Source organism: Treponema maltophilum ATCC 51939, assembly GCF_000413055.1.
In the GTDB taxonomy this organism is placed as follows: domain Bacteria; phylum Spirochaetota; class Spirochaetia; order Treponematales; family Treponemataceae; genus Treponema_C; species Treponema_C maltophilum.
Map to the genome: position 1 here is coordinate 1136038 of NZ_KE332518.1, position 25065 is coordinate 1161102.

Below are 25065 nucleotides of genomic sequence, written 5' to 3' on the forward strand. Positions count from 1 at the left end.
ATCACATCCGCCCGCATATGGCAAGAGGAAACGGACTTTTTTTATGCATATCTTCCGCTAACACGATTTGTATGGTATACTGTTTTCCGGTAGATAAATTTACGGGAGGAAAGCATGGCTGTAGCCGAGGCCGTAAAAGCGAAAATGTCGGGGCGCGCAAATACCGGTATACGCGGTATGTTTGAAACGGGTCTTTTGCTGAAAAAGCGGTTCGGCGCCGAAAACGTATACGATTTCAGTTTGGGAAATCCCGACCTTGAACCGCCGGCTCTTCTTTCGGATACTGTAAAAGGCGTTGCCGCCGATGTTTCGCCCGGCCGCCATGCATACATGCCGAATGCGGGCTTGCAGGACTGCCGGGAAGCCGTAGCGGCGCGGGTTGCAAAAGAGCAGGGAACCGTGCTCGGGGCCGAAAACGTTATTATGAGCTGCGGAGCGGCAGGAGCGCTGAACGTATTTTTAAAGGCCGTTTTAAATCCGCAGGAACGGGTATTGGTTTCCGTTCCTTTTTTTCCCGAATACGCCCACTATGCGGACAACCACGGCGGAGTTCTGATTCCCGTTCCGTGCAAAGCCGATATGTCGCTTAACCTTGCCGCCTTTGAACAAGCGTTTTTTGAAGCCGAAACCGAAGGCAAAGCCGTTGCCGCCGTCATCGTCAATTCCCCGAACAATCCGTCCGGAAAAGTCTACGATGCGCAGTCTGTGGCCGATTTGGCATCGATAATGCGGTCTTACGGCAAAAAAACGGGGAAAAAGCCCTGCCTTATTTGCGACGAACCCTACCGCGATATCGTATACGACGGCGTACAAGTTCCATCCGTTTTTCCTCTATATGACGAAAGCCTTGTCGTCAGTTCCTTTGCAAAGAATTTCAGTTTGCCCGGCGAACGGATCGGCTATATCGCCTTGAATCCGGCTATGGAAAATGTCGGCGAAGTGTTTCAAGCCTGCGCGTTCGCGAACCGCATATTGGGTTTTGTAAACGCCCCCGCGTTTTTTCAACGGGTGATTGTGCGCTCTCAGGGGATTGAAGGCGATTATTCGGCCTATGAAAAAAAACGCCGCTTAATGACCGAAGCCGCATCCGGTGCCGGCTTGGAGTATATAAAGCCCGAAGGCGCTTTTTACCTTTTTTGCAAGGTGCCGGCTCCCGGCGGTAAAGAAGGCGTCGATAACAAAAAGGATTTCGGAGACGACCTTGCCTTTTGCGCGCACTTGCAAAAATTTCGTATACTCTGCGTACCGGGCAGCGTGTTCGGGTGTCCCGGATGGTTCCGCGCGGCCTATTGCACGAATGAAAAAACAATAATAAACTGCAAAGAGCCGCTCAAACAAGCCTGTGCCCAATGGACGGATAAGGGAGGCAATCTGTGAAAATTTTAATGGTAAGCGCGGAAGCGTTTCCCTTTGCAAAAACGGGCGGCCTTGCCGACGCCGTATCCGCTTTGGCCGTCGCGCTGCACAAACAAGGCTGCGATGTGCGTATCGTTATGCCGCGCTATTACGGCATAAATAAAGACAGCCTGCAAAAACTCGAAGGTCCCTTGGGAATTCCCTGCGGCTACAAAGAAGAGTGGGCCGCCGTTTACACCGCTTGTATGCCGCCGACCGATTCTTTGCCGGTATATTTTATCGATCACGAACAGGCTTTCGGCCGCGACGGCGTGTACGGCAGCGCCGATGAAAGCGATTTTCACGATAATCCGTTCCGCTTTGCCGTATTGTGTCAGTCGGTTTTTCAGCTGTGCCGAAAGCTGTCGTGGTTTCCGGACATCATTCACGCGCACGATTGGTCGGCGTCCCTCGCTCCGGTTTTGCTGCGCTTTAACGAACGCCGCGGCGAATTTGCGCATACGGCAAGCGTTTTAACCGTTCACAATTTGGGTTATCAGGGAATTTACGGCAAGCACATGTATCCGTGCATGGGACTCGCATGGGAACATTTTTATTCGTCCGGGTTTGAAGATTGGGACAAAATGAATTTTTTAAAAGCCGGTCTTACAAGCGCCGACGTACTGTCAACCGTATCGCCGACCTATGCGCGCGAAATTCAAACCGCCGAACAGGGCTTCCGTATGGACGGTCTTTTAAAAAGTCGGCAAAAAGATTTGTTCGGTATTTTGAACGGTGTGGATACGGACGTATGGAATCCCGCGTCCGATAAAAAAATAGCCGAGCGCTATACGGCAAAAACAATCGAAAAAAAATGCGAAAACAAAGCCGCCCTGCAGCGTCTTTTGGGATTTGACGTAAATCCGGATATTCCGCTTGTCGTCATGATAAGCCGGCTTGCCGATCAAAAGGGAATCGGTGAATTGTTCGGCCCTGCCTACGGCTGCGCATACAGCCTGTGTTCGGATATAAGATTGCAGTTTGCGGTTTTGGGTTCCGGCGAAAAATGGTGCGAACGCGAACTTCTTACCTTGCAGGATAAATTGCCGAATTTCCGCTGCCGCATCGGTTACGACGACGCTTTAAGCCATTTGATGGAAGCGGGCGCCGATTTTTTCCTTATGCCGAGCCGCTACGAGCCGTGCGGATTAAATCAAATGTATTCGCTTTTATACGGTACGCTCCCGATTGTGCACCGCACCGGCGGTCTTGCCGACACGGTCGAAAACTACGACGAGCACACCGGCGAAGGCACCGGCTTTATGTTCGACGATTTAACGCCGAAAAGTATTTACAATACCGTCGGCTGGGCGGTATACGCATGGTACAATAAAAAAAGTCATATCGAAAAAATGAAAAAACGGGCTATGGGCCGGCATTTCGGCTGGAGCGAGTCCGCAAAAAAATACGAAGAGCTGTACAAAACGGCTTTGTCGAAACTGTAAAACGGAGAAAGTATGATTTCGTACATTGTAAAACTGCTTAAAGCGCTCAATACGAATTCGCATCCGGGAGAAATCGCTCACGCCGTTGCGATCGGGATGCTGCTCGGCTTTATGCCGAAAAATAACGCGCTGTGGTACCTGCTGTTTGTGTTTTTTCTTTTTGTGCGCGTGCATAAGGGCGCCTTGCTGCTTACGACATTGGCTGCAAGTTTACTTGCCGGACTTTTCGATCCGCTGTTCGACGCGATAGGCTATATCGTACTGACGTTTTCGCCTTTGGAGCCGGTCTATGCCGCTTTACTCGACATTCCCTTTGTCGCTTTTACGAAATTCAACAACACGATAGTTGCGGGCTCTCTTGTATTCAGCCTGATACTGTATATTCCCGTATACATCTTGATAAGAATTCTGGTTAAATCGTGGCGAACGCATCTTGCGCCGGCTCTTGTACGGAGTAAATTCATGCAGGCTTTTTACCAAACGCCCTTTATCGCGAAAATTACCGGCTTTTTTACCGAGGTATAACTATGAAAAAAGAACAAAAGAAGATTCCGTCCAAAAAACTTCCGTCGATTTTTAAAAAAACATATACGGAAAAGTCGCTTGAAAAAAAACTGCTTAAAAAGCTCTATATACCCGCCGACCGCGAATTCGTTGCATCGCAGTTTTTCCCCGACGAAAAGGATCCCGCCAAACGGAGGATTGTCCGCACCGAATACGATGTAAAGGATTTTAAGCGCTTACGGATTTTAAGCAAACAAATAAGGCGGCAAAAAGGACGCTTAAACCTCGTGCCGCTTGCCGCCGCTGTTTCTTTTGTTGCAGCCGTTGTGCTTGTCGTGCTTGTATTTAAAGATCCGCTTGCAAAACGCGCTTTAACGGCGGGCTTGCAAAAAATCACGGGCGCCAAAGTCGATATCGCTTCGGTTCATGTCGGCATTTTGGATTCGTCGGTTACCGTGCGCGCTCTTGCCGCCGCCGATAAAAATTCGCCGATGAAAAACGTTTTTGAAGCGCAAAAAATCCAGCTCGATTTTAATTTAACGCAGCTTTTAAAAAAGCGTTTTGTGTGCCAAAACCTTGAAGTTTCCGGCATGGCGTTCGGAACCGAGCGCAAAACGTCGGGTGAACTTCCGGCCGCGGTAAAGAAAGCGAAAAAAGAAAAGGCGCGCGATAAAGACGACGGTAAAACGGCTTTGCTTATAAAAGAGCGTCAAAAAGATGCGCTCGAACAAAGCAAAAAAATCGTTTCGTCGATGTTTGAAAGTTTGAATCCGCAAAACTTTTTGGACAACGCGCTCAAGCAGCTGCAAACGCCCGCCGCATCGCAAAAAGCGCAGGAAACCGTCGCTCAAATTGTGGCGACATGGGAAAAGCGCCCTGCGGAACTTGAAGCCGCCGTAAACGATTTTAGAAAAAGTTCGGAGAAAGTCGCCGCGCGCGATTATCAGGCGATTAAAGATCTTGCCGAATTGAAAGCGGCCTTGGAAGAACTGAATACTGCGATAAAGGACGGCCAAAAGCTTGCGGCTTTGAGCGACACGACGGTTAAGGATTTGCAAAAAGACGGCAAAACCGTGCGGCTTGCGGCAAAAGAAGCTTCCGATGCTGTAAAAAAAGATACCGATTTTGTCAACGGCGAAATCAATAAAATCCGCTCGTTTACGGTTGCCGACGGGAAAAATATTTTCGCGCAAACCGTAAAAGCCGCTTCGTACAGCGTGCTCGGAAAATACTATCCGTATGCGGAAAAAGCGCTTAATGCCGCGCTCAATTCGAACAAGGGAGCAAACAAAGACGCACAGGCAAAAAAGGCGGCAAAAAAACAAAAAGCGCGGCAAAAGGCCGGGCGGCTTCCCGGCAGAACGATCGAATACCGTGCCGACATATATCCGTCGTTTTTAATTCAGCAAATGCTTGCAAACGGAACGGGTTTTGAAGGCCGCATAAACGATATTTCCAACGATCCTGACCGTTGGGGAAAGCCCGCGTCGTTCAGTGCCCGTTTTGACGAAAGCGCGTTTTCCGAAAACAAGCGCATGCACAGCGCAGAAGGAACCGTAAATATCGGAGAAAAACTCGACTACCCCTTATTGAAAATGCAGTATACCGGAAGCGGTTATAAAGCTTCGTTTAATCCGTCTTCGGCTTTGCAGACGCTTGACGCTCCCGCGCTCGACGTTGCAGGCGTTCCGTCTTTTGCGGGCAGGGCAAAAATACAGGCGGGCGTACGGGCCGACCGCGACGGACGTGTCGATATAGATGCGGATTTCGACTTCGACCAAGTGCGTCTTACCGCCGATTCGTTCGAACCGGATTTTATTTCGCGCATTTACAACGAATCGCTTGCGGCGGTTAAAAACATGCAGTTTAAAATCAAAGCGGAAGTTTCGCAGTCGGACTTGCTTATGGACGTTGCAAGCGACGCGGACAAGGTTTTTATCGCCGCGCTGCAAACGGGAATCAACAAAGAGCTTTCAGCCATAAAGCAAAAGTCGCTCAAAGAAGCTCAAGCCGAATTGGAAAAATACACCGGGCCTTTAAACGAAAAGCTGGGCGACTTCGGCGGCATTGAAAAAGGCGTTATGAATCAAAAACAAGCCGTCGATATGCTGCAAAAAAAGCTGGAAGAAAGCAAAGCCGAAGTTATAAAACGCATCGAGCAGGCCGGAAAAGATGCGCTCAAAGATGCGGCCGGCGGTGCGCTGAAAGGCTTATTCGGACGTTGATTAAATCGGTTTTATGATTGACTTTATTCGATAATGCTTTCGATAAGTTCGCTGCGGCCGAGAAGATAGAAGTTTTCGTAGAGTTTGTGCGAATCGACCCTTTGCGCAACGGCTTCCCTTGTGTACGGGATGCCGCACAGCGCTTGTTCGGCCGCCGCAATGTTTCCCGATTCGAAAAAGTCGCCGAAGATTTTACAGTCTTCGATTATGCCGTTTACGATGTTCAATTTAACTTGAACGCCGCCCGCGGCAAAGCGTTTTTTGCGCTCAATGCCGAATGCGGGCGAGCGGCCGTAATTCCATTCCCATGTGCGGAATTTGGAATCGGCGATTTGCTCTATGCGTTTTATGTCGCTTACGCCCGGTTTATAGCGCCGATCCTCCGAACGCAAAATTCCTTCAACCATGAGCGTTTTAAATGCTTCGGCCGATACGGGAACACGCAAGTGCTCGGCGACATTCGTAACGTGTTCTCGCACCGATTTTATTCCCTTTGAAATTATTTTGTCTTTCGATACGTTTAAGCTTTCGGTGAGAGCCGATAAATCCGTATCGAATAAAACGGAACCGTGGTGGATCATCGCGTTCTGTTTGCGGTACTGAGCGTTGCCCGAAAATTTTTTGCCGCCGATCATCAAATCGTTTCTGCTGCCGAATTCCGCTTGTATGCCTATTTTTTTTAAACAATCGGCTATGGGGCGCGTAAACGACTGAAACGAGATTTCACTTTGTGCGTAATTTTTGATGATAAACGAAAACTGCCATGCGCTTTCGTCGGTGTAAATCGTTCCGCCGCCGGAATTGCGCCGTACCACGGCAATGCCGTGGTCACGCACATAAGCTTGGTTGATTTCTTCTACCGTATTTTGAAAACGCCCGACCATAAGCGTAGGCTTTGTGCGCCAAAACATAAAGAGGCTGTCGTCGCCGATGTCTTTTTCGTCCATAAAATATTCTTCGGCGGCAAAGTTAAAACAGGGGTCGGTATTGTCGTGATCGATGTAGGTCATAGGCTGCCGCATAAAAACGCTTCGGCGGCGTTGTAAGAACTGCGCACAAAGGGCGCGCTTGCAACGTAGCGGAAGCCTTTTTGCATTCCCGTTTCTTTGTATTTTTTAAATTGATCGGGGTGAACGTATTCGGCGACCGCAATGTGATTCGGAGTGGGGCGCAGGTATTGGCCTATTGTCAAAATATCGCAGCCTGTATCCAATACGTCATCCATCAGCTTAAAAACTTCGTCTTCGGTTTCGCCCAAGCCGACCATAATACCGGTTTTTGTAATGGCCGCATATGTTTCTTTTGCGTAGCGCAGCACGTCAAGCGATCGGCGGTACTTTGCCTGCGGACGTACGGTAGGGTACAGCCGCTCGACGGTTTCCATATTGTGATTCAATACGTCCGGCTTTGCGCTAAGCACGATGTCGAGCAGTTCGGGTTTTGCATGCATATCGGGAATAAGCACTTCGACTTTTACGTCCGGGCAAAGCGATTTTATCGCCCGAATCGTGTGCGCAAAGTGAGCGGCGCCTTCGTCGGGCAAATCGTCGCGGGTAACGCTCGTAATAACCGAATACTTCAGCCGCAGCTTTTCAACGGCTTGAGCGACATGTTCCGGTTCGGCGGGATCCGGCGCAAGGGGGCTGCCGCTTTCGACATTGCAAAAGGGGCAGTTCCTTGTACACCTGCTTCCCAGTATCATAAAAGTTGCGGTTCCCTTTTTGTAGCATTCGCCCAAATTGGGGCAATTCGCTTCGCGGCACACCGTGTTGAGCGAATACTTTTTCATCAAAAGGGAAACTTCGGAATGAGAAGTTTCGGTATATTTTAACTTCAGCCATTCGGGCTTTCGTGCGTACATAAAAAATCGCGCATGCGGCCGGAATGTTTTTATTCAATTCCCTGTAAATCGTCGGCTTTCAGCAATTTGGCAAAACCGTAGGTATCGGTTACCATAACGCCGTCGGCGGTAACGGTGATCGGAGTTGCCGGCATAACCGCTACGTTCGATTTTAAAACCTGTTTTAAATTGCCGTCGTATTTTGCGGCAACATAGTTTTTCCCGTCCTGAATGACGACGTAGTAAAACGCTCCGTCTTTTACGAGTACCGAATTTGCTGCAAGGATTTCATCGCTTTGGGCGACTATTTCCATATTTTTTTCGTCGAGCTTTACGAGCCTGACTGCCGCATTGCCGCCTGTTTTTCCCGCAACGGCGATATATTCTTTTCCCGCAGGATAGACAACGCGGTTTCTGATAACCGTAACCGGCGATTCTTTTACCGTGCGGCCCGTTTTTTTATCGACAAGCACCAAGCCGGAAAGCTGCTCTTTTTCGTCGGTAATCTTTAAGCCGTAGGCGGCATTTATAATTGCATCCAAACCGGCGCTTTCGCGGATAAGCTGCTGCTGATCTTTGGCGATTTCTATGCGCTCTTTTTGAGCTTCCGACTGTTTTTTATCGGCGATAATCTGTTCGGCTTCGGCTTTCTTTACAAGCGTATCGGCCTTTTTTTCGGCCGTATCGGCTTTCTGTTCGGCTTCGCCGGCCTTCTTTTCTGCCGTATCGGCTTTCTTTTCGGCTTCGGCAACTTTTTCCTGCTGCTTTGCAGCTTCTTTTTTAGTTTCGGCAGCCTTTTTTTGTGCCTCGGCATCTTTAGGATTTTCCGCAGCCTTTTGTTTGGCGGTTTCCGCTTCTTTTTTAGCTTCTTCCAGCTTTTGCTTTTCGACGGTTACGACTTTTTTAGCTTCGGTCGCTTCTTTTTTAGCTTCGGTCGCTTCTTTTTTAGCTTCGGTTGCTTCCTTTTTAGCTTCGGTTGCCTGTTTTTGCGACTGCTCGGCTTTTGCCTGAGATTTTTCGGCTTCTTTTTCCTTTATCGTTACCATGCTTTTGCGTTGTTCGATATTTTTATCCGGCTCTTTTTTCATCGATTCGATGACTTTCGTATCCGAAATGACGCTCGTATCGACCGTGCTCAGGCCGCCTGAACGTACATCGGACAACGGAATAACGATCTGAGTTTTGCCGGGCCATTCGGCATAGTTGAGCGCAAGGCCGGCTTTATCGGCCGTTAAGTTTTTCGTAACGACGGTTTTATATTTTTGTTTAAAAACATCAAGTTTACCGCGGTATACCGCGTTGTACACGGTCACAAATACGGCAAGCGTTTGCGAATCTTTCCGGCTGTAGCCGTACGCGCTTTCCAAATATGCGGCGATAATGCGGCGCAAATTGTCGATGTGATCCACGATAGCCTGCTCGCCTAAAATCAATATGTCCGCGTCGAGTTTTTCGGTTGTTGAAGGATCGACCGCGTGGATAACATAATAGCGCGATGCTTGTCCGGCCCTGCTTTCGCGGGCTGAATTTGCGGATATGCTGCCGCCCAATCCGGAGCCGATGCTGCGGATTTGTTCTACGGTATTTATAATTTGATGGGGCCCCGTATAGTTGATAAATACGACTGAATTGGCGCCTGCCGATTGCAGTTCCGCTCGGTCGACTTCCAGTGCCGATGCGAAAAATGCGGTGCCTGCAAAAAATACTGCGGCAACAAAGAAAACAAGTTTTTTCATACATTCCTCCGAACTTTATCAGTATAATGCAAAAGAGCGTAAAGCGCTAGTCCTTTTACTTTGTTTTGCCGGGATTTTCAAGTTCTATAAAGCGGAGCATAACCGCGCGGACTTTTTGCTGCAGTATTCCTTTGGTGCCGGAAAACATATCCGACAAGACGGCTTTTCCCCGTTTTATAAAAGCGGGGCGGCCCATGTAGCGGCAGATTTCGTATACGGCTTCGGCCAATTCAACCAAAGCGGCGTCGCCGAGTTTTGTCCGTTTAGACAAATACACATGTTCGATGGATGCAAGCATTTTTCCGTCCGGATCGTAACCGATGCCGCCGGCGGCCCGCAAAGTCGCCGCGATCAAAACGGGATCTTCTTCGCGCTGTAAAAACAGCGGAACGGCGTAGTTAAAATCCGTCGTTTCAAAATGCTCGATAAGAAAAAGCGTATTGTTTTTTTCGGTGACGTTTGCCGAGCGGGTGTTTGACGAAAGGTATTCGTCCGAATAGTCGGCCACGGCATTTTCTATACGCCTTTTATAACCGTATTCTTTTATGCCGAAATCGCCCGAACGCAAACTTTCTGCAATATCGGCGACGCTTTCGTACCGCGCATCCGCAACCGTTTTTCCGTTTTCCTGCGCGCGCGATTTTATGCTGTTCGTAAAGGCGCCGTATGTTTGCGCCGTTTGCGGTCTGAACTCGTATTTTTCGGCCGGAAGCTCTTCGTTTTTATTGAGCAAAGAATAGGCCGTAACAACCCATTTATCGTTGCAGACGATCAAATGAAGCGAGGGCGTAATAATCGGAAAGCGACTGCCGCTTTCGGTGCGTATTATTTTTTCGCGTAAAATTTTTCCGGCTTCCGTTTTTGTGCCCGCCGCGGCATAAGAAACGGCGTAGCTTTGCGAACTTGACGTTGCGGCAAAAAGGTAGGAAGTTCCGTCGAAAAACGAAAAAAAGTTTTTTCCCGCTCTGAGCTTGTTGTTTTTTACGCTCCACAAAATTTTGCGTGTTTTAAAGTCATATTCGCACAAGCTCGAATCCGAATACAGCACGCAAAAACCGTCGCTCCCCGGTACAATCAATTCCGGAACGGAACCGCTTTTCGAAGGCGGAATCGACCAGAGGGTTTGCGTAGTTGCTCCGGTATCCGAATCGACGGCGTTTTTTAAAGCGGAAGCCGCACCGGCTTTGGGGGCGGGGGGCGGGACAACGGCCGCACAGCCGACCGTTCCCGTCGTAAAGCCGATAACGGGGCCGTTTACATGCGGAAAAATCGAAGATATTTTTGCGGTAAACACGATATCTTCAAGCTTTTCGCCGTAGGGCGACAAGCGTATTCCCATACTCGCCCCGTTTTTTGTCGCGGCGGGAATATACAGTAAACTGCCGTCGTTCATTTCCGTAAGCGGAAAGTCGGAAGATTCGGGAAGCGGAATGCTCCATTTGCGCGTTCCGCGGGTACCGTAACAGCTTACCGAATTTTTCCCGGCAATAAAAACCCGACCGTCGCGGCCGGCAAGCGGTTCTCCGGCAGCTTTTTCTTCCAATTCGGTTTGCCACAGCATAATTCCGTCGGGACTGTATAAGGCAAGCTTTTTTCCCGACGACGAAACAAGGTATATAAAATCTTTGTCGGTAACGCAGTACCACTGTGAAGGCATATCGGGCAGACTGCGCCGCCAAATGACGGTACCGGTTCCCGTACACGCGCTTAAAATCCGTCCTTCGCTTATGCTCACAAATCCGTAGCTTGTCCGCTTGGGAGAAGATACCGCATCGCCTCCCAAAACGGACTGCCATTCGCTTTCGGTGACGGTGTCGATTTGTGCGGACAGCGGAGGGCATACCGAAAGGGCAAAAATTACGGTAAAAATCGTCATCGGTAAAAAATAAACGGCACAATTCCCGCGTTTTTTTATATTCATCACAATTTCCTTTCCGGTTTATTTTTTGTAAAAGTCAAACGGGCAAGCGTTTCAATATGGGACGTTTGCGGATAAAAATCAAGCAGGTAAAAATCGCTTATTGTATAACCTGCGCAAAGGAGCTTTTTCAAATCGCGCGCGTGAGTTGCAGGATCGCAGGAAAGCGACCGAATGACGGGAGGCTTTGCCGCGCACAGATAATCGATCACGGCGCTTTCGATTCCCGTACGCGGGGGATCGACGATTACCGCATCGAAGAGGCCTGCCGTTCCCGCATAGCGTTTTGCCCAAACTTTTCCGTGCATTGCGCGCGTAAGAGGAGCTTCGGCGATACCGTTTTCTTTGTAAGTGCGTTTTGCGAGCGCAAGCGGCTTTTCGTCGGATTCGACAATCGTAACTTCTTCGAATTTATCGGCGGCAAAGAGGGAAAGAACGCCCGTTCCGCCGTACATGTCGAGCAGGCGTTTGCCGCACAAGCCGTCGGTAATGAGGGGAAGGGCTTGTTCGAGCACAAAAAGATTCGATTGAAAAAATCCGTTTACGTCAAAAAAAATGCGCTTTCCGGCTATATCGACCGACCGCACCGTTTGCGCATCGCGCCCCGTAACGACCGTGTCGCCTGCGGCACATACGCTTACGCGTTCGGCCGGAACGGGAAAAACGGCGGATTTTTTTAAAGTATTTTTATAACGCAAAAAATCGCGCAACACGGGAACGGCGCACGGACAATCGTCGATAAAAACAACCGAATCGGCGTTCCGCTTTTTTAATCCGCCGTTATGAAGCTGAAAACGGCTGCGGTATTCTTTTTCGGGTCCGGAAACGATTTTGATGTCGGGCAGCGGCGGAAAAGCGACATCGCCTTCGTGCGGTACGGAGCCGAACGAACGCGCAAGCAATTCTTCTACAATACGCTTTTTCAGTTCGAGCTGTAAAGCGTAATCGGCATGTTGAAAATTGCATCCGCCGCAGATACCGTAAAAATCGCAAAAAGCTTTGCGCCGCGCGGCATCGGGGATAAGGATTTTTTTTACAAGCGCCCGGTCGTAGTCTTTTCTTGAAACGACCGTTTCGACTTCGGCTTTTTCGCCGGGTAAAATTCCGCCTTCAATAAAGACCGTTTTCCCGTCGATTTTTGCGATGCAGTCTCCCCCAAAAACCATTTTTTGTGCTATAATGCAATTCACGACAAAAGTATAGCAAAAATTGCAAGGTAGGAAAAGATATGAAAAAAGACGACGCAAAAACCGTTTTCATCGATACGCCCGCTTCCGACGGCGTGCAAATTGCATTGCACATGTGGCTTCCGGCCGGCCCTCAGGCCGGTTCTGCGGTCAAAACGGCTGTTGTACTGAGCCACGGCATGGCCGAACATGCGATGCGGTATGAAGGTTTTGCGCGTTTTTTATGCGAAAACGGCATCGCCTTTTACGCGCACGACCACCGCGGACACGGACAAACCGCAAAAAATGCCGACGAATTGGGTTTTTTGGCCGAAAAAGACGGATTTCAAGCGGTCGTACTTGATCTGCGAAGCGTCGTCGAACGATGCCGATCCGATTTACCGAATGCAAAGATTATCCTGCTCGGCCATTCGTTCGGTTCGTTTGTCGCCCAATCGTTTATCGAACAGTTCGGAAACGAAGTTGACGGCTGCATATTGTCGGGAACGGCGGGACCTCGCCGCTTACTCAGCGCGGCAGGAAACCGCATGGCCTCCTTGGTAAAGCTTTTTAAAGGCGCTCGGTACCGCTCGAAGTTTTTGGATAGGGCAAGTTTTTCTTCATACCTTGATAAAATACCGAACGCAAAAAGTCCCTTTGCGTGGCTGTCGCGTGACGATGAGCAGGTTGCCCTGTACGAAAAAGATCCTTTGTGCGGCTTTTTGTGCACGGCAGGCTTTTTTTACGATTTAACCGCGGGCTTATGCCGCATTCACCGCGAAAAAAATATGAAGCGTATTCCCAAAAAGCTTCCCGTATTGTTTTTTGCGGGAACCGGCGATCCGGTCGGCGGCTATACGAAAACGATCCGCGCCCTTGCCGATCGGTACCGCAAAAACGGCATGACCGACGTGTCCGAAATCTATTACGAGGGCGGCCGGCACGAAATGCTCAACGAAACGAATTGCGTTCAAGTACAAAACGATATTTTGGAATGGATACAAAAACATTGGTATAAAAATTAATAGACAACCGCACCGGAACAGAGCTTCAGCATGAAAAGATTTGCATAGCGTAAGACAAAAGATGAAAATTGCTGTTCGGAATCGTCTCCGTTCGTTTTTGGAGCGGGGTAACCGCTACAGAGAAATATTAAGCGTGTGAAAAATACCGACATTGACAGGGAAACAGCCGAACGCAAGGCAGCGGCAACTGCCGCCGAAACGCTCTGACCGTTGGCAAGCAAAATTTCATAGAAATTTTGCGCAGTCCGATACCTATTACGGTCAGCCGCGTTGAACGGCAGGACGCTGCCGGTAGGCGGCTTTTTTACTGTTAAATATTTTACAATGTATATTTTCCGGTGCGGTTGCCCTGTGTATTGACACTTGACCTCGAACGCTTTTTTGTTCTATTATTGAACGGTGCTTTCCCGATATACATCAGATAAAAACGGTCGGCCTGTAAAAACCGCCGTCATTTACACCGAAAACGAACATTGCCTGAAAAAAACGGATATCGATCCGGGGGCGCTGTGGATAATACGGCGCCTCAAAGAATGCGGCTTTGAAGCCCTTATTGTCGGCGGTGCCGTGCGCGACCTTTTGCTGCACAAAACGCCCAAGGACTTCGATTTGGTTACCGATGCGACGCCGGCCCGCATTAAAAAAATATTCCGCAATTCATACATCATCGGAAAGCGTTTTCGCATCGTGCACATATTTTTCGATCATCGAATCTTTGAAGTAACCACTTTCCGTTCTTTTGCCGAAGGGAAAACCGTCGGCAATACCTTCGGCACAATCGAAGAAGATTCAAAGCGCAGGGATTTTACGCTGAACGCGTTGTATTACGATCCCGAAAAAAATCAGATTATCGATTACGTCGGCGGCTTTAAAGATATACAGGCAAAAAAAATCGTGCCGGTTATTCCTTTAAAGCAAATATTTGTCGAAGACCCGGTACGGATGCTGCGCGCCGTAAAATACGCCGCTTCGAGCGGGTTTAAAATTCCGTTTTTGCTGCGCCGCAAAATCACATCGTCCGCCCATCTTTTGTCGCCGGTTTCTCCGTCGCGGCTGACCGAAGAACTTTTAAAAATAATCAATTCCGGCCAAGCATACGAAATTGTATCGTCGGCGATTCCGCTGCGGCTTTTTATGTATTTGCAGCCGGCGGCTTCCGCTTTGATTGCCGAAAAAGAAGGCTTTTGTGCCGCCTACATGCAAAGCTTAAAAGCGCTGGACGATCTGCATCATCGTGATCCTGCCGCGCGGCTGGGCGATAAATTGGTTTATCTTATCCGCGATTTTATAAAGCTTTTGGCGAATTGGGAACTCGAAGCTGCGGCAAAAACGAGTGCCGCCGAACTGTACAAATTCGCATGGAAGGAATGTCGGAGCTTTGTGCTGCCCATGAATCCCCAGCGTTCCGAATTGGAATACGCCGTGCGCTTTTGTTTAAAAGAATTCGGGATAAGCGTGCGGCCGCCCAAAAAGAAAAAAAGCCCGCAAAGGACTGCGGCCGTTTAAAACCGGTTTTTGGGATTTTGCAATCAGCTTTTGCGCGATATTTTATCGACAATGATGTTTACGCTTTCGATTAAAATTCCCGTGTAGCGTTCGATATTTTCGATAACGTATTTTTGCAGATTGTGAATTTTTCCTGCCAATTCGGTGCCGAAGGGAACGTCGGTGGTAATGACGAGCTTGTAGCCGTGGGCATCGGTTTTTATCGTGAGTTTTTTTATTTTGATTTCGGGGTCGAATTCGCTGACGCAGTGCATGACCATTTGAGTGAGCGCCGCTTCCGAAATACTGACGCGGCCTTTTTTTGAAAATTCGGGGCGCACAACCGATTTTTCATACACTTTCATGTTCGCGCCCGACGGCCGTTCTTTACGGAAGAGTTTTATTCTGATCGAATCGTAAAAAATCTGCGGATAACTGCGCTTTATTTCCAATGCGGGAACGGGAATCACGTGCTTTCCTTCGATGCGGCGCGAACGGATCGCAAAGTCTATTTCATCCTGAGTGGCGATGTCTTCGATTTTTATGATTTTGCTCGGCTGGGGAATTTGCAATCGTGCGGCGATTTTTTTTACCATTTTTTCTGATGTTCCCAAAATCAAAAGGCGGCGGATATTTTGCTTTTTTAAAGCGCGCGCGATTTCGTCGCGGTGTTCTTTATCGTCGAAAACGGCAGCTCTGACGGCCGCTAAAAAGGTTTTTTCGCGCTTTGCCGAATGTCCCGCCAAAATCTTATCGTCCTGAATGAGAAGTCCGTCGTCGATTATTGCACCGATGTCGTATTTTTGTGCCAAAAGTTTCGCCCGGAAACTTTTTCCCGTGCCGCTTGCTCCGACAAGCGCGAAAACCGTAATTCCTGTAAAAAGCGCAAAAATATCGTCAAGAACTTTCATTACTTTAAGTATACGTTGAAAGTTCGACTGCGGGCAAGTAGGTTTTAATCAATTGTTCGAAAAAAAACGGCAAAGGCGCCGATATTTTTTCGGGAACGCCGAGCGGATTGTCTTTTTCGAATATCAGCGTGCGTGCGTGCAAAAAAAGACTTTGTCCGTGCTTATCCGGATACGAAAAAAAATCGGCTCCGTACGCGCTGTCGCCCAAAAGCGGAAAGCCCGCAAAGGCGGCTTGGGCTCGTATTTGATGTGTTTTTCCCGTTTTTATTTCAACCGAAACAAGGGTAAAACTTTTGCCGCCGATTTTCCCGTGCGCAAGGGGCCGCACCTCTGTCAGTGCGGCTTTTTTGCCGCTGCGACCGCTTTCGGCTGTATGTATGTCTTCCGCTTTTTCACGCGGTTTTACTTTCACGGTCGCAAAGGTTTTTCCCGCGCGTGCGGCTTTTTCGCCGTTTTTTTCTATGACGTTTTCCCATATGCACGCTTCGCGCAGCGTTCCTTCAATAAGGGCCGTATAGATTTTTCCGATCCGCCTTTCGGCGAGCGCTTTTGAAAAATACTGCGCGCCGATTAAACTTTGCGAAAAGGCGACCAAGCCGGTCGTTCTGCGGTCGATGCGGTGAAGCGGGCCGGGAACAAACGACAGAGAATGCGGCTTTTCGTTATCGGATGCGGCTTTTTCGGCATATTCGCGCCGTATCAGTTTATCCAGAGGCACCGCGTGCGAAGATCCGCCGTGGACCGGAACGCCGTATGCTTTGTTGACAATGCGGATATGCTCGTTTGCAAACACATCGGTAAACGGCGTATAAGCGGATGAGGGGCGGGAAGGGGATTCCGCTTTTTTATCATCATAAGAGTGAGTGCGTCTGCGAGCGTCGGCAAGAAAATCGGCAATATCGAGAACGTCGCCTTTTTGCACGCGGTACGATGCGTCTTTTTTGAGTCCGTTTACTTTGATAAAACCGCTTCGCATGCTTTTATGTATAAGGCCGAGCGGAACGTCGGCAAGGAATTTTCTGAGCACGCGTTCAAGCCGCCTGTTTTCGTCATCGGCGGCCGCGGTAAATTGCTTAAAAATCATAGTTCAACAAGTATTTCAGTCTTTTCAGTATACCGATTTATGGAAATCCAAATCAAGTCTAAATCTCTCCCGCGCAGAAAAAGAGATTCAGCATACGTAAAACACCCAAAAGCACATGCTTACGAAAAAAATATAAAAAAGCGACCGTGAACGGCTTATGAGCGCAGCGAATTGCCTGAACGGTTGCTTTTTTTGCATAATTATCGGAAACAAATTTTTGGTGATATTTTCATTCATGCTGAATTTTTTTTGAACATATGCCCTACTAGACAAAAAACGGCTGAGGCGGGTAGAATATACCGTTATGTTTTTAATGATGCGGAAACAATTATATTATTTGCTTATAAATCCGGTTTTACTTTCGGCGGTATTCAGCTGGCTTTCCGCACAATTTATAAAAACGGTTATACAGCTTTTAAAGGGCAGAGTTTCGGACTTAAAAGACCTTGTCGCCCTGCTTTTTTGGCGCACCGGCGGCATGCCTTCGAGCCATTCGGCTTTGGTCTGCGCGCTGGCGGCTTCAATCGGCTTTAATTCGGGCATGGATTCGGACGTCTTTGTGTTATCCTGTTGTTTTGCGCTCGTGGTTATCCGCGATGCGGTCGGCGTACGGCGCGCAAGCGGACTTCAGGCGCGTACGCTGAATGAAATCGGCAGAGAATTGCAGCAACGGCATATTCTCGAATTCCAAGCGCTCAAAGAAGTGCACGGTCATAAACCTTTGGAAGTTTTTGTCGGCTGTCTTTTGGGACTTTTTATCGGAACCGCCTTTTCAGTGCTTTAAAACGCCGGATTTCATGAAAGAAAAAACGCTTATTTTTACGGCTTGCGGATGTGTTCTCTTGTGCGGTGTGCTGTTATTTTTGTGCCGCACCGTTCCTTCGGGAAAAATATGGAAGGCGTACAGCGTCGCTTACGTGCAAAAATCGGTTCCTGCGGAAACGGTTCTCGGCTTGCTGGACGGCGCGGGAATTACGGGGGTGCTTTCTTCGGAACACGAGCCTTTTCCGCCGCTTTCGCGCTTTGCTCCCGTTCAATACGGAACCTACGGCGCTTTTTCCTACCGGATTTTGCAAAGCGTTTTTTTTGCGGATAAAAGCGATGCTTTTGCTTTATACTACATTCCCGAAAACGACACGGAAAAAGCGGTCGAAGCTTTGAGCGCTTCGGAAGCGGAATGGGGAATTGCAGGACGCGGCGGCAATCGGCATGCGGTTGCGGCAGCGGTGTTTATTCTTTTTTTGATTTTTTTGGCTTTTGCCGAAAACCGCTTGTTTTTTGCCTGCGCATTTTTTCCCTTTGTGTGCTATACGGCCGCATCTCCTTTTTATGACGCCGCTTCTTTCGTATGTCTTTTGGGATTCGGTTTGTTTATCGGACAGAAATTTTGGCGGCGCCGCGGATTTTTGAAAAAGACGGCGGCGAACGCGGTGCTTGCCGCTTCTCTGTTTTTGCTGATTGTTTGTTCCGCGTTTTCCGGCGTAAAGCAAACGCTCGCCCTTTTTGCCGCCGTTCTCGCTTCCTGTTCACTCGTGTACCTTTTGTATAAAATCGAGCCCGTGCTGCGCGGCAAAAAAAGTTTTAATCCCGTGCTTATAATTCCGGCGCGGCGGCTGCCTTTCGGCACCGTTTTGCGCATGCGGTTTGCGCTTGTTCCCGCAATATGCGTGTGTTTTTTTGCGTTTTCGGCGGCGCGCGGCTTTGCAGGCGTTTCGATCCCTCATGCAAAAAGCGTGTACATTCCCGCGCCGGTGCGCAAAACGATGCAAAAAGATTTTTCGTCCCGTTCATACGAACGTGTTTTGCGTACGAACACTCCCGAACGTTTGCCCGACTTAACCGATTTTATACACGGCTTTTGGTATATGCAAACCTACCCGTTCAAAAAGCTCGAAAAAACTTCCGGCGGTCAAAACGAAAACGCGCACAAGCGGCCGCAATTCGGCGAAAAGGTTGAATATCCGAATTATGAAAAAGACGGACAAAAATTGAAAGAAGTTGCGGTAACGGCCGCCGTATTCGATGAATCGTATATTGCGGATGTCATACGGCTCGCTCTCGGAAACGAAGATGCCGCTCAAGAAGCTTCGACGCATTCTGCAGGCGGTGCGGAAAGGCTTTTAGCAAAACAAAACGGTTTTGTGCGTACGGTCTACCGGCGATCCGACGGTACGCAAAACGATATCTCCGTTTTCGTCTTTACCCTCTGCGCTTTTATATATATACTGTTTTTGCTCGGTATCTTGGGAATAAAGAGGCTTATATAAGTATGTCGGAAAGAAAAGAACGGTTCGATTTTCCCCGCTATGAATATGCGTGTCTGAATCCCGCATACATTCCCGCCTCGGTTGCCGTTTCGGCGGAGCAGGGCGGAGGAGCCTCGCGTTTTTCGGTAAAACCGGGCGACAGCGTGTTCGAGGGGCAAACAATCGCGACGGGCTACAAAACGTCGGTTTCCGTCCACGCACCCATTCCGGGAATCGTAACCGGGATTGTCGAGCGTACCATGCCGAACGGGAAAAAAGCCGAATGCGCGATAATCGATTTTAAAGGCAGTTTTAACTTTGAAGGCAAACCTGCGGCCGACTCTGCCGGATACAACAGGTCGTCTTCTCATAAGCTGATTTCGCAAATACGGCAATACGGCATCATCAATACCTTCAATGAATCGAACGGCTCTCTTGCCTGGCAGATGGAACAGAGCGCCGGGCGCGAGCCTGCTTTGGGCGTGCGCTTGTTCGACTTTGATCCGAGTTGCTTTGTAGACGATTTTATTTCGTCGCATTTTATCGACGAAGTGCTGCAAGGCGCCCGGCTGTGCGCAGCGGCAATAAACGCCCGGACAATCGTGTTTTTTTATTCGGCATCGGATTTTACGCTGCCGGAAAAAGGAAAACGGGAACAGTTTCTTAAACCGTTTGACTGCCGCTTTATAAAAACGGATACGCGCTTTTATCCTTCAGGCTCGGAACGCGTGTTGCAAAGGAAAGGCTCTCCGATAAGCTTGTTTATCGACAGCCGCACCGCATTCGGCGTATTCAAATGCCTGTCATTGGGTATGCCGCTTACCGATACCGTCGTGGAAGTAAACGGACAGGCTTTGCACGAAAGCAAAATGTTTAAAGTCAAATTGGGAACGCCGATCCGCCGGCTTATCGAAGAGTGCGGCGGCTGCGAAAAAACGCCGGCAAAAATCGTTATAAACGGACTCATTAAAGGAACGGCCGTCAGCGATTTGGACATTCCCGTTACAAAATACGTAAAAACCGTTACGCTGCTTTCGGCCGGCGATATTCCCGACCAAACGGTTTCTCCGTGCATTCACTGCGGTTTTTGCAGAACCTCGTGCCCGCTCAACATTCAGCCCGATTTGATTTACAGCCATCGCGTCAATCATACGCCGCTTTCGCGGGATGTTTTGCTTTCGGCGCATTTGTGTGATGCATGTGCTTTGTGCAATGCGGCGTGCCCGGCGCGGCTTCCGCTCTATCAAACCGTATCGCTTTATAAGGAAAAAGACAATGCGACAAACGTATAATACTCTTACGCAGGATCCCTTTTGCAGTTCGAATCCTTCCGTAAATAACATCGTTAAAATAACCGTTGCGGTTCTTGTGCCCCATATTGCAATGCTTTTTATAACGCGAAGCTATCATTCGCTGATTTTGATTGTCTGCAGCATCGCGGCAGCGCAGTTGGCGCAAATCGGCAGCGCGTTTATAAAAAAGACAAAAGATTTTTTTTCGTGGGCGACTTTTTTGCAGGCGCTGCTTATCGGCATGTTCGTTCCTGCAAACTATTCCGCCGCTGTTGTTTTTTTTACCGTGCTGTGCATACTTTTTTTACAAAAAATGATTTTCGGAACCTTTGCGCAATTTTGGGCGAATACGGTTATCGTTACCGCAGCGGTGCTGTATTTGCTCAATCCCGCTTTATTTCCCGCGTTTTTATTGCCGCACGAATATTTTAACTACACCAATGCCGGATCCCGCCTGTTTTCCGAAGGAATACTGCAAAGCGTCCGTTTCGACGCCGCGCTGACCGATTTTTTTAACGATGTTTTTCATTCGTGGGGTATATCGCTTCCGGAAGGCTATATAAGCTTGCTGTGGGATTCGGGATCGCCCGTTCCGGCGTTTCGGTTCAATGTGCTTACGCTTGTTTCTTCGCTTGTTTTGGTGTCGTATAAGGGCGCCGACGCGATTGTTTCCTACGTGTTTTTGTTTGTATACGGCATGGCGGTGCGATTGTTCAGTTTGTATCCCTACGGCGGTATATTGGGCGGCGGCGATGTGCTGCTTGCGTTTTGTACCGGCGGCACCCTGTTCACCGCGTTTTTTATCTTGGGCTGGTTCGGAACGACGCCGCTTACCGCTGCGGGTAAATGCGTATACGGAGTGACAGGCGGTTTGCTTATGTTTTTTATCTGCGGAAGCGGAACGTCTTCTGCCGGCGTCCTGTTTACCGTCATAATCTTGAATATTCTATCTCCGGCTATGCAATATATTGAAGACGTGCTCTACGGTATAAGACTGAATAAAATACTTATACGCGAAGGCATAAAAAGAGGCGGACAATGAATAAAAAAGCACTCTATAAAACCGCTTTGTTTGCACTGAGTTTTTGCGCGTTTTCCGCCGTGCTGGTACTCGTCTATGTGCAGGCCGAAAAAGTCAAAACGAAAAGGCTCTCGACGGAAGTGCAGCGCGTTTTGCGTCAAAGCGGCAGCACCGCTTCGGTCACCGGAAACGTGCTTTTAAAAACGCCGGCGCAGATAAGCAGCCTCGTGTTTTCGCTTGCAGACAAAAACGGTCAAAAAGCGGGCTACGCCTGTTTGGTGCGCATCACCGGTTCATGCGGACCAGTTCCGGCCGTATTTGTGTGCGACGAACAAAAGAATATATCGTTTGCAGGTATTGCCGGTTTAGCGGACGTTTTTTCAAAGGAACTGTACGGCTTAACCGATACGCAACTTTTTTATTGGACTTCGCGCATCGCGCTTTTTATGAAGGCGGCCGGAAAATGACGAAAAACGCATCCTTTCTTTTTACGGCCTCGTGCCTGAGCCTTTTTGTTCCCGTTCCGCCGCGCTTTGCTTACGGACTTGTGCTCGTTCTGTGCGCGAACGTCATTGTTTTTTCGGTTATATTACTGCACGCATTTATCGACTATTTGGGCATTACAAAAGGCAAAACGCTGTTTTCGCTCATAGGAACCATGGGAATTACCGTGCTGCTGTATGCGCTGCTTACGCTGTGGTCGCCGCTTACGGCCTTTACACTCGGCTTTATTATCTACCTCATACCGGTATCTTCGGTTATAAGCGATACGGTTTTTACGCCGCAGCCTTCTTCGTTGCGGGATGAAATACGCAAGGGCGCAAAACTTTCGCTGCTCATAAGTTCATTAGGCTTGTCGTTTTTTGCGCTGCGCGAACTTTTTTCGTACGGCAGCCTATCGCTGCCGGCGCGAACCGGTTTGCGCATTCTGTGGATTTTCGGCAATTTCCGCTCATCGCCGGTCTTTTTTTGGTCCGCAATTCCCGGCGCACTCATACTGCTTGCGCTTTTGCTTACCGTATTGATGTTTGTGTATCGCAGGTACGAGGGCGGCGAGGAGGCACAAAAATGATTCTCCGGTCGGTTCTTATATACGGATTTCTGTGCTGCGTACCGGTCGTATACGGCATCGGCATAAAAAAATTATTGTACGCATCGTACGGCGTGCGCTATCTTGTGCTGTCACTCATAAAGTCCGTGTGCACGGCAAGCCTTTCCGTCCTTGCATCGTGGCTTATAACACAATACGCGCTTGCGCCTTATTCGATCGCTTCGCTTTTTCCGTTTTTTGCCGCGATCGTTACGTTTTGCATTTCGTTTGCGTTTGAGCAGATTATGTATCTTTGTTTTAAAGTCGAAATCGGAGAATTCGACATAGCGCTTTTATCCGTCATTCTCGCGATAAGCGAAGGATTCGGACTCGGCTCCGCGTTGCTTACGGCGCTTATAAGCGTTTTATCGTTTTATTTTTTGTACCCGCTTATCGCCGCAATACGCAGGCGCCTTACCCTGACGAATGCGGAAGGTTCGTTCAGCGATACGATTATGGTTGTTATTACGCTCGCGCTTATAGCATGCGGTTTTTACGGATGGAATTTATCGTGGTTCAATCCCGGAATTTTCCGATAAAAAGATATCGATATAAAACTTCGTCTTTGCGTTTGTGCGTTTTTACGCGTTCATGAGCTCAGCGATTTTTGACTTTTTTCCGTTCGGCGGTGAAATAAGTAAAAAAATACGAAGAAAAATGAAAATTCCGCTTTAAAAAAAGAGGATATTGATATAACATAGTGAATATGGGTGTCGTAAAGATATGCTTTGTGTTGGCCTTCGGTATATCCGGTACCGAGCTCCCTGATAACATTGAAGATTTATACCAAAAAAAATATAAAAAAATTCTCAGTTTTTTGTACGCGCACCCCGATATGTGCCTGTCTCTTTTTGTGAGCGGCCCGATTATCGAGTGGATAGAAAAAAAACACGAAGAGATAATTTCGCTGTGTTCGGAATTGGTAAACCGCAGGCAGATTGAATTGATCGGCGGCGGCTACTATGAACCGCTGTTTCCGCTTTTACTGCCGGCGGACCGCTCGGCACAGATAGAAGCGCTTACGACGAGTATACGCAAAGCTGCGGGAAAACGGCCGCGCGGCGCCTATCTTACCGAAAGCGTGTGGGATCCCTCTCTTATTTCGAGCTTTAATACGTGCGGCATCGAATATGTTTTTCTCGACAGCCGCCTTATCCCGAAAAGCCGGTTCCGGCCGCTTTCAACTTTTGTGCCGCTCGTTATAGAAGATATGGGAAAAACGACGACGGTCATTCCGCTGCACCAAAGCAGTTTGCCGCGTGTAAACCAAACGCCCGAAAGCTTTTTGCAGTTTACCCGTACGATCGCCGAATCGGGAGACTCGTCGATTTTGGCGTGCACGTTTTCGCCCGATAAGTTTTTTGAACTGACGGAATCGAAGTGGTTTGATCGTCTTTTAACCTTGCTGAAAGACGACGAAGTGAGCGCCCTGTCGTGTCCGCAGCGGTATTTAAAACAATACCGAACACGCCTTCATACGTATATACCCGCCGGATGCATGTCCGACGCGGCTTTGTGGACATTGGAGCCCTTTGTTCCGCATACGAGCGTTTTTACCGAAGCTATTCGGCCGACGGTAAAAGATTTTTTTACCGTGTATCCCGAAGCGCACCGTTTGTACTCGCGCATGATGTACGTGAGCATGCTTATAAACCAGTGCCGCGGCGATAAAGTGCGCAAAAAAGCCGCAAAAGAGCAGCTGTACGCCGCGCAAAATTTTGCGCCGTACATGTATACCGGAAGCGGCGGCGTAAGCGATAAGGCTTTACGCAGCAAAACCTACCGGCGCTTAATTACCGCGGAAAAACTGGTGCGCGAAGCATCGGGATTCAGCGAAAATGCAAGCGCCTTCGACTTCGGCATGACCGGCGGCAGGGACTTTTTGTGTTGTTTTGAAGCCTTCAACGCTTTTTTTACCTTGCAGGGCGGTATTCTGCTTGAATTGGACATTATGGAAAACGCTTCAAACTATTGCCTTGCCGCCCGCCACAGCGTCCGCTCGCCGGTAAAAATTCCGTATCCGAAAAAAATGTTTATCGATCATTTATGGGACAAAAGCGATTTTGAAGCCTTCACTTCCGGCAAAGACGAACATTCGGTTTTCGCATCGCAGGAATATAAAGAAATAAATTTTGACCGCTCAAAAAAAGAAATACGCTTGGCCGCAAACGCGCTGTGGAGCAAAAAAGAAATTCCCGTCAGTCTTAAAAAAAATTACACGGCGAGCGCAAACGGAATTTTTTGCCAATATATTTTAAAGAACGAAGGGACGATTCCTTTAAAAGCGCGCTTTGCGGTTGAACATAATTTTTCATTGCCGGCAGACGATGCAAAGGCTTTAAAAGCGGAAGTTGTCGTAAACGACGTGTGCGAAAGTCCGTGTACGGATCAACAGTATATACGGCAGGCAGCCATATCGACGGTCCGTTTTACCGACCCCGATTCGGATATCGGCTTTATATTCGAACCGAACGAACTGTGCGGCTTTTACTTGGAACCTTTTTTTACGTTTATGCAAAACGAAAAAGGCGAAGCTGTAAAACAGTACGAAGCGCACACGTGCGCCTTTTATTGGGATATTCAGCTTCTTCCCGGTATGGAAACCGAAAAAATTCTGAACGTAACGATAAAAGCGCCGCGGAAAAATCCGGTTGCCAAGAAGCGCAAAAAACGGTAAAATCC

At 48.7% G+C, this 25065-nt stretch carries 21 protein-coding genes; 14 read left to right on the forward strand and 7 right to left on the reverse strand.

The genetic code is table 11. The features are described from left to right. Positions 1-114 precede the first annotated feature (114 nt). The 4 genes from HMPREF9194_RS05095 to HMPREF9194_RS05110 are packed head-to-tail and all read left to right on the forward strand — an operon-like array spanning position 115 to position 5569. Positions 115-1377: a pyridoxal phosphate-dependent aminotransferase gene (locus HMPREF9194_RS05095; RefSeq protein ID WP_016525311.1), complete on the forward strand. Its 1263-nt coding sequence runs from the start codon at positions 115-117 to the stop codon at positions 1375-1377. Continuing rightward, entirely contained in the window at positions 1374-2840 is a 1467-nt protein-coding gene (glgA, locus tag HMPREF9194_RS05100; protein WP_016525312.1) for a glycogen synthase GlgA, read from the forward strand. The genes HMPREF9194_RS05095 and glgA overlap by 4 nt, the downstream gene beginning before the upstream one ends. Positions 2841-2852: 12 nt before the next feature. Further along, complete coding sequence (locus HMPREF9194_RS05105) at positions 2853-3365, forward strand: TIGR03546 family protein (protein WP_016525313.1); 513 nt, start codon at positions 2853-2855, stop codon at positions 3363-3365. A gap of 2 nt (positions 3366-3367) precedes the next feature. Further along, positions 3368-5569, forward strand: a complete 2202-nt coding sequence (locus tag HMPREF9194_RS05110) for a TIGR03545 family protein (RefSeq protein WP_016525314.1) — start codon at positions 3368-3370, stop codon at positions 5567-5569. A gap of 23 nt (positions 5570-5592) precedes the next feature. Here the strand turns inward: HMPREF9194_RS05110 and lplA are convergent, their stop codons facing one another. From lplA to HMPREF9194_RS05135, 5 genes are read right to left on the reverse strand one after another with little or no spacing between them, the layout of a single operon-like run. Continuing rightward, positions 5593-6579 carry a lipoate--protein ligase gene (lplA, locus tag HMPREF9194_RS05115; RefSeq protein WP_016525315.1) on the reverse strand — a complete coding sequence of 329 codons (987 nt, stop codon included), beginning with the start codon at positions 6577-6579 and terminating at the stop codon, positions 5593-5595. Further along, entirely contained in the window at positions 6576-7430 is an 855-nt protein-coding gene (gene lipA, locus HMPREF9194_RS05120; protein ID WP_016525316.1) for a lipoyl synthase, read from the reverse strand. The genes lplA and lipA overlap by 4 nt, the downstream gene beginning before the upstream one ends. Before the next feature lie 29 nt (positions 7431-7459). Beyond that, positions 7460-9145 (reverse strand): P83/100 family protein, encoded by a 1686-nt coding sequence (locus HMPREF9194_RS05125; protein ID WP_016525317.1) that lies wholly within the window; start codon positions 9143-9145, stop codon positions 7460-7462. A gap of 55 nt (positions 9146-9200) precedes the next feature. After that, positions 9201-11066, reverse strand: coding sequence for an outer membrane protein assembly factor BamB family protein (locus HMPREF9194_RS05130; protein WP_016525318.1), 1866 nt, complete (start codon positions 11064-11066; stop codon positions 9201-9203). Beyond that, on the reverse strand, positions 11066-12253 hold the full coding sequence (locus HMPREF9194_RS05135; protein ID WP_156827995.1) for a class I SAM-dependent RNA methyltransferase: 1188 nt from the start codon (positions 12251-12253) through the stop codon (positions 11066-11068). Before HMPREF9194_RS05135 ends, HMPREF9194_RS05130 begins: the two co-directional genes overlap by 1 nt. A 38-nt stretch (positions 12254-12291) precedes the next feature. Here HMPREF9194_RS05135 and HMPREF9194_RS05140 point away from each other — a divergent pair, with 38 nt between their 5' ends. Together HMPREF9194_RS05140 and pcnB are read left to right on the forward strand one after the other, a co-directional pair. Further along, on the forward strand, positions 12292-13254 hold the full coding sequence (locus tag HMPREF9194_RS05140; RefSeq protein WP_016525320.1) for an alpha/beta hydrolase: 963 nt from the start codon (positions 12292-12294) through the stop codon (positions 13252-13254). Between the two features lie 399 nt (positions 13255-13653). Next, positions 13654-14760, forward strand: coding sequence for a polynucleotide adenylyltransferase PcnB (pcnB, locus tag HMPREF9194_RS05150; RefSeq protein WP_016525321.1), 1107 nt, complete (start codon positions 13654-13656; stop codon positions 14758-14760). Between the two features lie 23 nt (positions 14761-14783). Here pcnB and HMPREF9194_RS05155 read toward each other — a convergent pair whose 3' ends face one another. Together HMPREF9194_RS05155 and HMPREF9194_RS05160 are read right to left on the reverse strand one after the other, a co-directional pair. Then, a complete protein-coding gene (locus HMPREF9194_RS05155; RefSeq protein WP_016525322.1) occupies positions 14784-15650 on the reverse strand; it encodes a hypothetical protein in 867 nt (288 codons plus the stop codon). A gap of 4 nt (positions 15651-15654) precedes the next feature. Beyond that, a complete protein-coding gene (locus HMPREF9194_RS05160) occupies positions 15655-16734 on the reverse strand; it encodes an RluA family pseudouridine synthase (protein WP_016525323.1) in 1080 nt (359 codons plus the stop codon). Positions 16735-17047: 313 nt separating this feature from the next. Between HMPREF9194_RS05160 and HMPREF9194_RS05165 the strand changes: the two genes are divergently transcribed. The 8 genes from HMPREF9194_RS05165 (at position 17048) to HMPREF9194_RS05200 (ending at position 25060) form a co-directional block, all read left to right on the forward strand. After that, entirely contained in the window at positions 17048-17518 is a 471-nt protein-coding gene (locus HMPREF9194_RS05165) for a divergent PAP2 family protein (protein ID WP_016525324.1), read from the forward strand. A 13-nt stretch (positions 17519-17531) separates the two neighbouring features. Beyond that, positions 17532-19001: a hypothetical protein gene (locus HMPREF9194_RS05170; protein WP_040846197.1), complete on the forward strand. Its 1470-nt coding sequence runs from the start codon at positions 17532-17534 to the stop codon at positions 18999-19001. A gap of 2 nt (positions 19002-19003) precedes the next feature. Continuing rightward, positions 19004-20272, forward strand: a complete 1269-nt coding sequence (locus HMPREF9194_RS05175; protein ID WP_016525326.1) for a 4Fe-4S dicluster domain-containing protein — start codon at positions 19004-19006, stop codon at positions 20270-20272. After that, entirely contained in the window at positions 20256-21314 is a 1059-nt protein-coding gene (locus HMPREF9194_RS11865; RefSeq protein ID WP_016525327.1) for an RnfABCDGE type electron transport complex subunit D, read from the forward strand. Before HMPREF9194_RS05175 ends, HMPREF9194_RS11865 begins: the two co-directional genes overlap by 17 nt. Beyond that, entirely contained in the window at positions 21311-21760 is a 450-nt protein-coding gene (locus tag HMPREF9194_RS05185) for a hypothetical protein (RefSeq protein ID WP_016525328.1), read from the forward strand. The genes HMPREF9194_RS11865 and HMPREF9194_RS05185 overlap by 4 nt, the downstream gene beginning before the upstream one ends. After that, on the forward strand, positions 21757-22365 hold the full coding sequence (locus tag HMPREF9194_RS05190; protein ID WP_016525329.1) for a hypothetical protein: 609 nt from the start codon (positions 21757-21759) through the stop codon (positions 22363-22365). The genes HMPREF9194_RS05185 and HMPREF9194_RS05190 overlap by 4 nt, the downstream gene beginning before the upstream one ends. Further along, complete coding sequence (locus tag HMPREF9194_RS05195) at positions 22362-22922, forward strand: hypothetical protein (RefSeq protein WP_016525330.1); 561 nt, start codon at positions 22362-22364, stop codon at positions 22920-22922. Before HMPREF9194_RS05190 ends, HMPREF9194_RS05195 begins: the two co-directional genes overlap by 4 nt. Before the next feature lie 167 nt (positions 22923-23089). Then, positions 23090-25060: an alpha-amylase/4-alpha-glucanotransferase domain-containing protein gene (locus HMPREF9194_RS05200; protein WP_016525331.1), complete on the forward strand. Its 1971-nt coding sequence runs from the start codon at positions 23090-23092 to the stop codon at positions 25058-25060. Positions 25061-25065 lie beyond the last annotated feature (5 nt).

What these genes read in the sequence shown, in the direction of transcription:
- HMPREF9194_RS05105 (WP_016525313.1), top strand. Translation starts at nt 2,853, where the DNA reads ATGATTTCGTACATTGTAAAACTGCTTAAAGCGCTCAATACGAATTCG.
- HMPREF9194_RS05195 (WP_016525330.1), top strand. Translation starts at nt 22,362, where the DNA reads ATGATTCTCCGGTCGGTTCTTATATACGGATTTCTGTGCTGCGTACCG.
- HMPREF9194_RS11865 (WP_016525327.1), top strand. Translation starts at nt 20,256, where the DNA reads ATGCGACAAACGTATAATACTCTTACGCAGGATCCCTTTTGCAGTTCG.
- HMPREF9194_RS05170 (WP_040846197.1), top strand. Translation starts at nt 17,532, where the DNA reads ATGAAAGAAAAAACGCTTATTTTTACGGCTTGCGGATGTGTTCTCTTG.
- HMPREF9194_RS05190 (WP_016525329.1), top strand. Translation starts at nt 21,757, where the DNA reads ATGACGAAAAACGCATCCTTTCTTTTTACGGCCTCGTGCCTGAGCCTT.
- HMPREF9194_RS05160 (WP_016525323.1), bottom strand. Translation starts at nt 16,734, where the DNA reads ATGATTTTTAAGCAATTTACCGCGGCCGCCGATGACGAAAACAGGCGG.
- lplA (WP_016525315.1), bottom strand. Translation starts at nt 6,579, where the DNA reads ATGACCTACATCGATCACGACAATACCGACCCCTGTTTTAACTTTGCC.
- lipA (WP_016525316.1), bottom strand. Translation starts at nt 7,430, where the DNA reads ATGTACGCACGAAAGCCCGAATGGCTGAAGTTAAAATATACCGAAACT.
- HMPREF9194_RS05095 (WP_016525311.1), top strand. Translation starts at nt 115, where the DNA reads ATGGCTGTAGCCGAGGCCGTAAAAGCGAAAATGTCGGGGCGCGCAAAT.
- HMPREF9194_RS05165 (WP_016525324.1), top strand. Translation starts at nt 17,048, where the DNA reads ATGATGCGGAAACAATTATATTATTTGCTTATAAATCCGGTTTTACTT.
- HMPREF9194_RS05155 (WP_016525322.1), bottom strand. Translation starts at nt 15,650, where the DNA reads ATGAAAGTTCTTGACGATATTTTTGCGCTTTTTACAGGAATTACGGTT.
- HMPREF9194_RS05185 (WP_016525328.1), top strand. Translation starts at nt 21,311, where the DNA reads ATGAATAAAAAAGCACTCTATAAAACCGCTTTGTTTGCACTGAGTTTT.
- HMPREF9194_RS05110 (WP_016525314.1), top strand. Translation starts at nt 3,368, where the DNA reads ATGAAAAAAGAACAAAAGAAGATTCCGTCCAAAAAACTTCCGTCGATT.
- HMPREF9194_RS05125 (WP_016525317.1), bottom strand. Translation starts at nt 9,145, where the DNA reads ATGAAAAAACTTGTTTTCTTTGTTGCCGCAGTATTTTTTGCAGGCACC.
- HMPREF9194_RS05200 (WP_016525331.1), top strand. Translation starts at nt 23,090, where the DNA reads ATGGGTGTCGTAAAGATATGCTTTGTGTTGGCCTTCGGTATATCCGGT.
- HMPREF9194_RS05140 (WP_016525320.1), top strand. Translation starts at nt 12,292, where the DNA reads ATGAAAAAAGACGACGCAAAAACCGTTTTCATCGATACGCCCGCTTCC.
- HMPREF9194_RS05175 (WP_016525326.1), top strand. Translation starts at nt 19,004, where the DNA reads ATGTCGGAAAGAAAAGAACGGTTCGATTTTCCCCGCTATGAATATGCG.
- HMPREF9194_RS05130 (WP_016525318.1), bottom strand. Translation starts at nt 11,066, where the DNA reads ATGAATATAAAAAAACGCGGGAATTGTGCCGTTTATTTTTTACCGATG.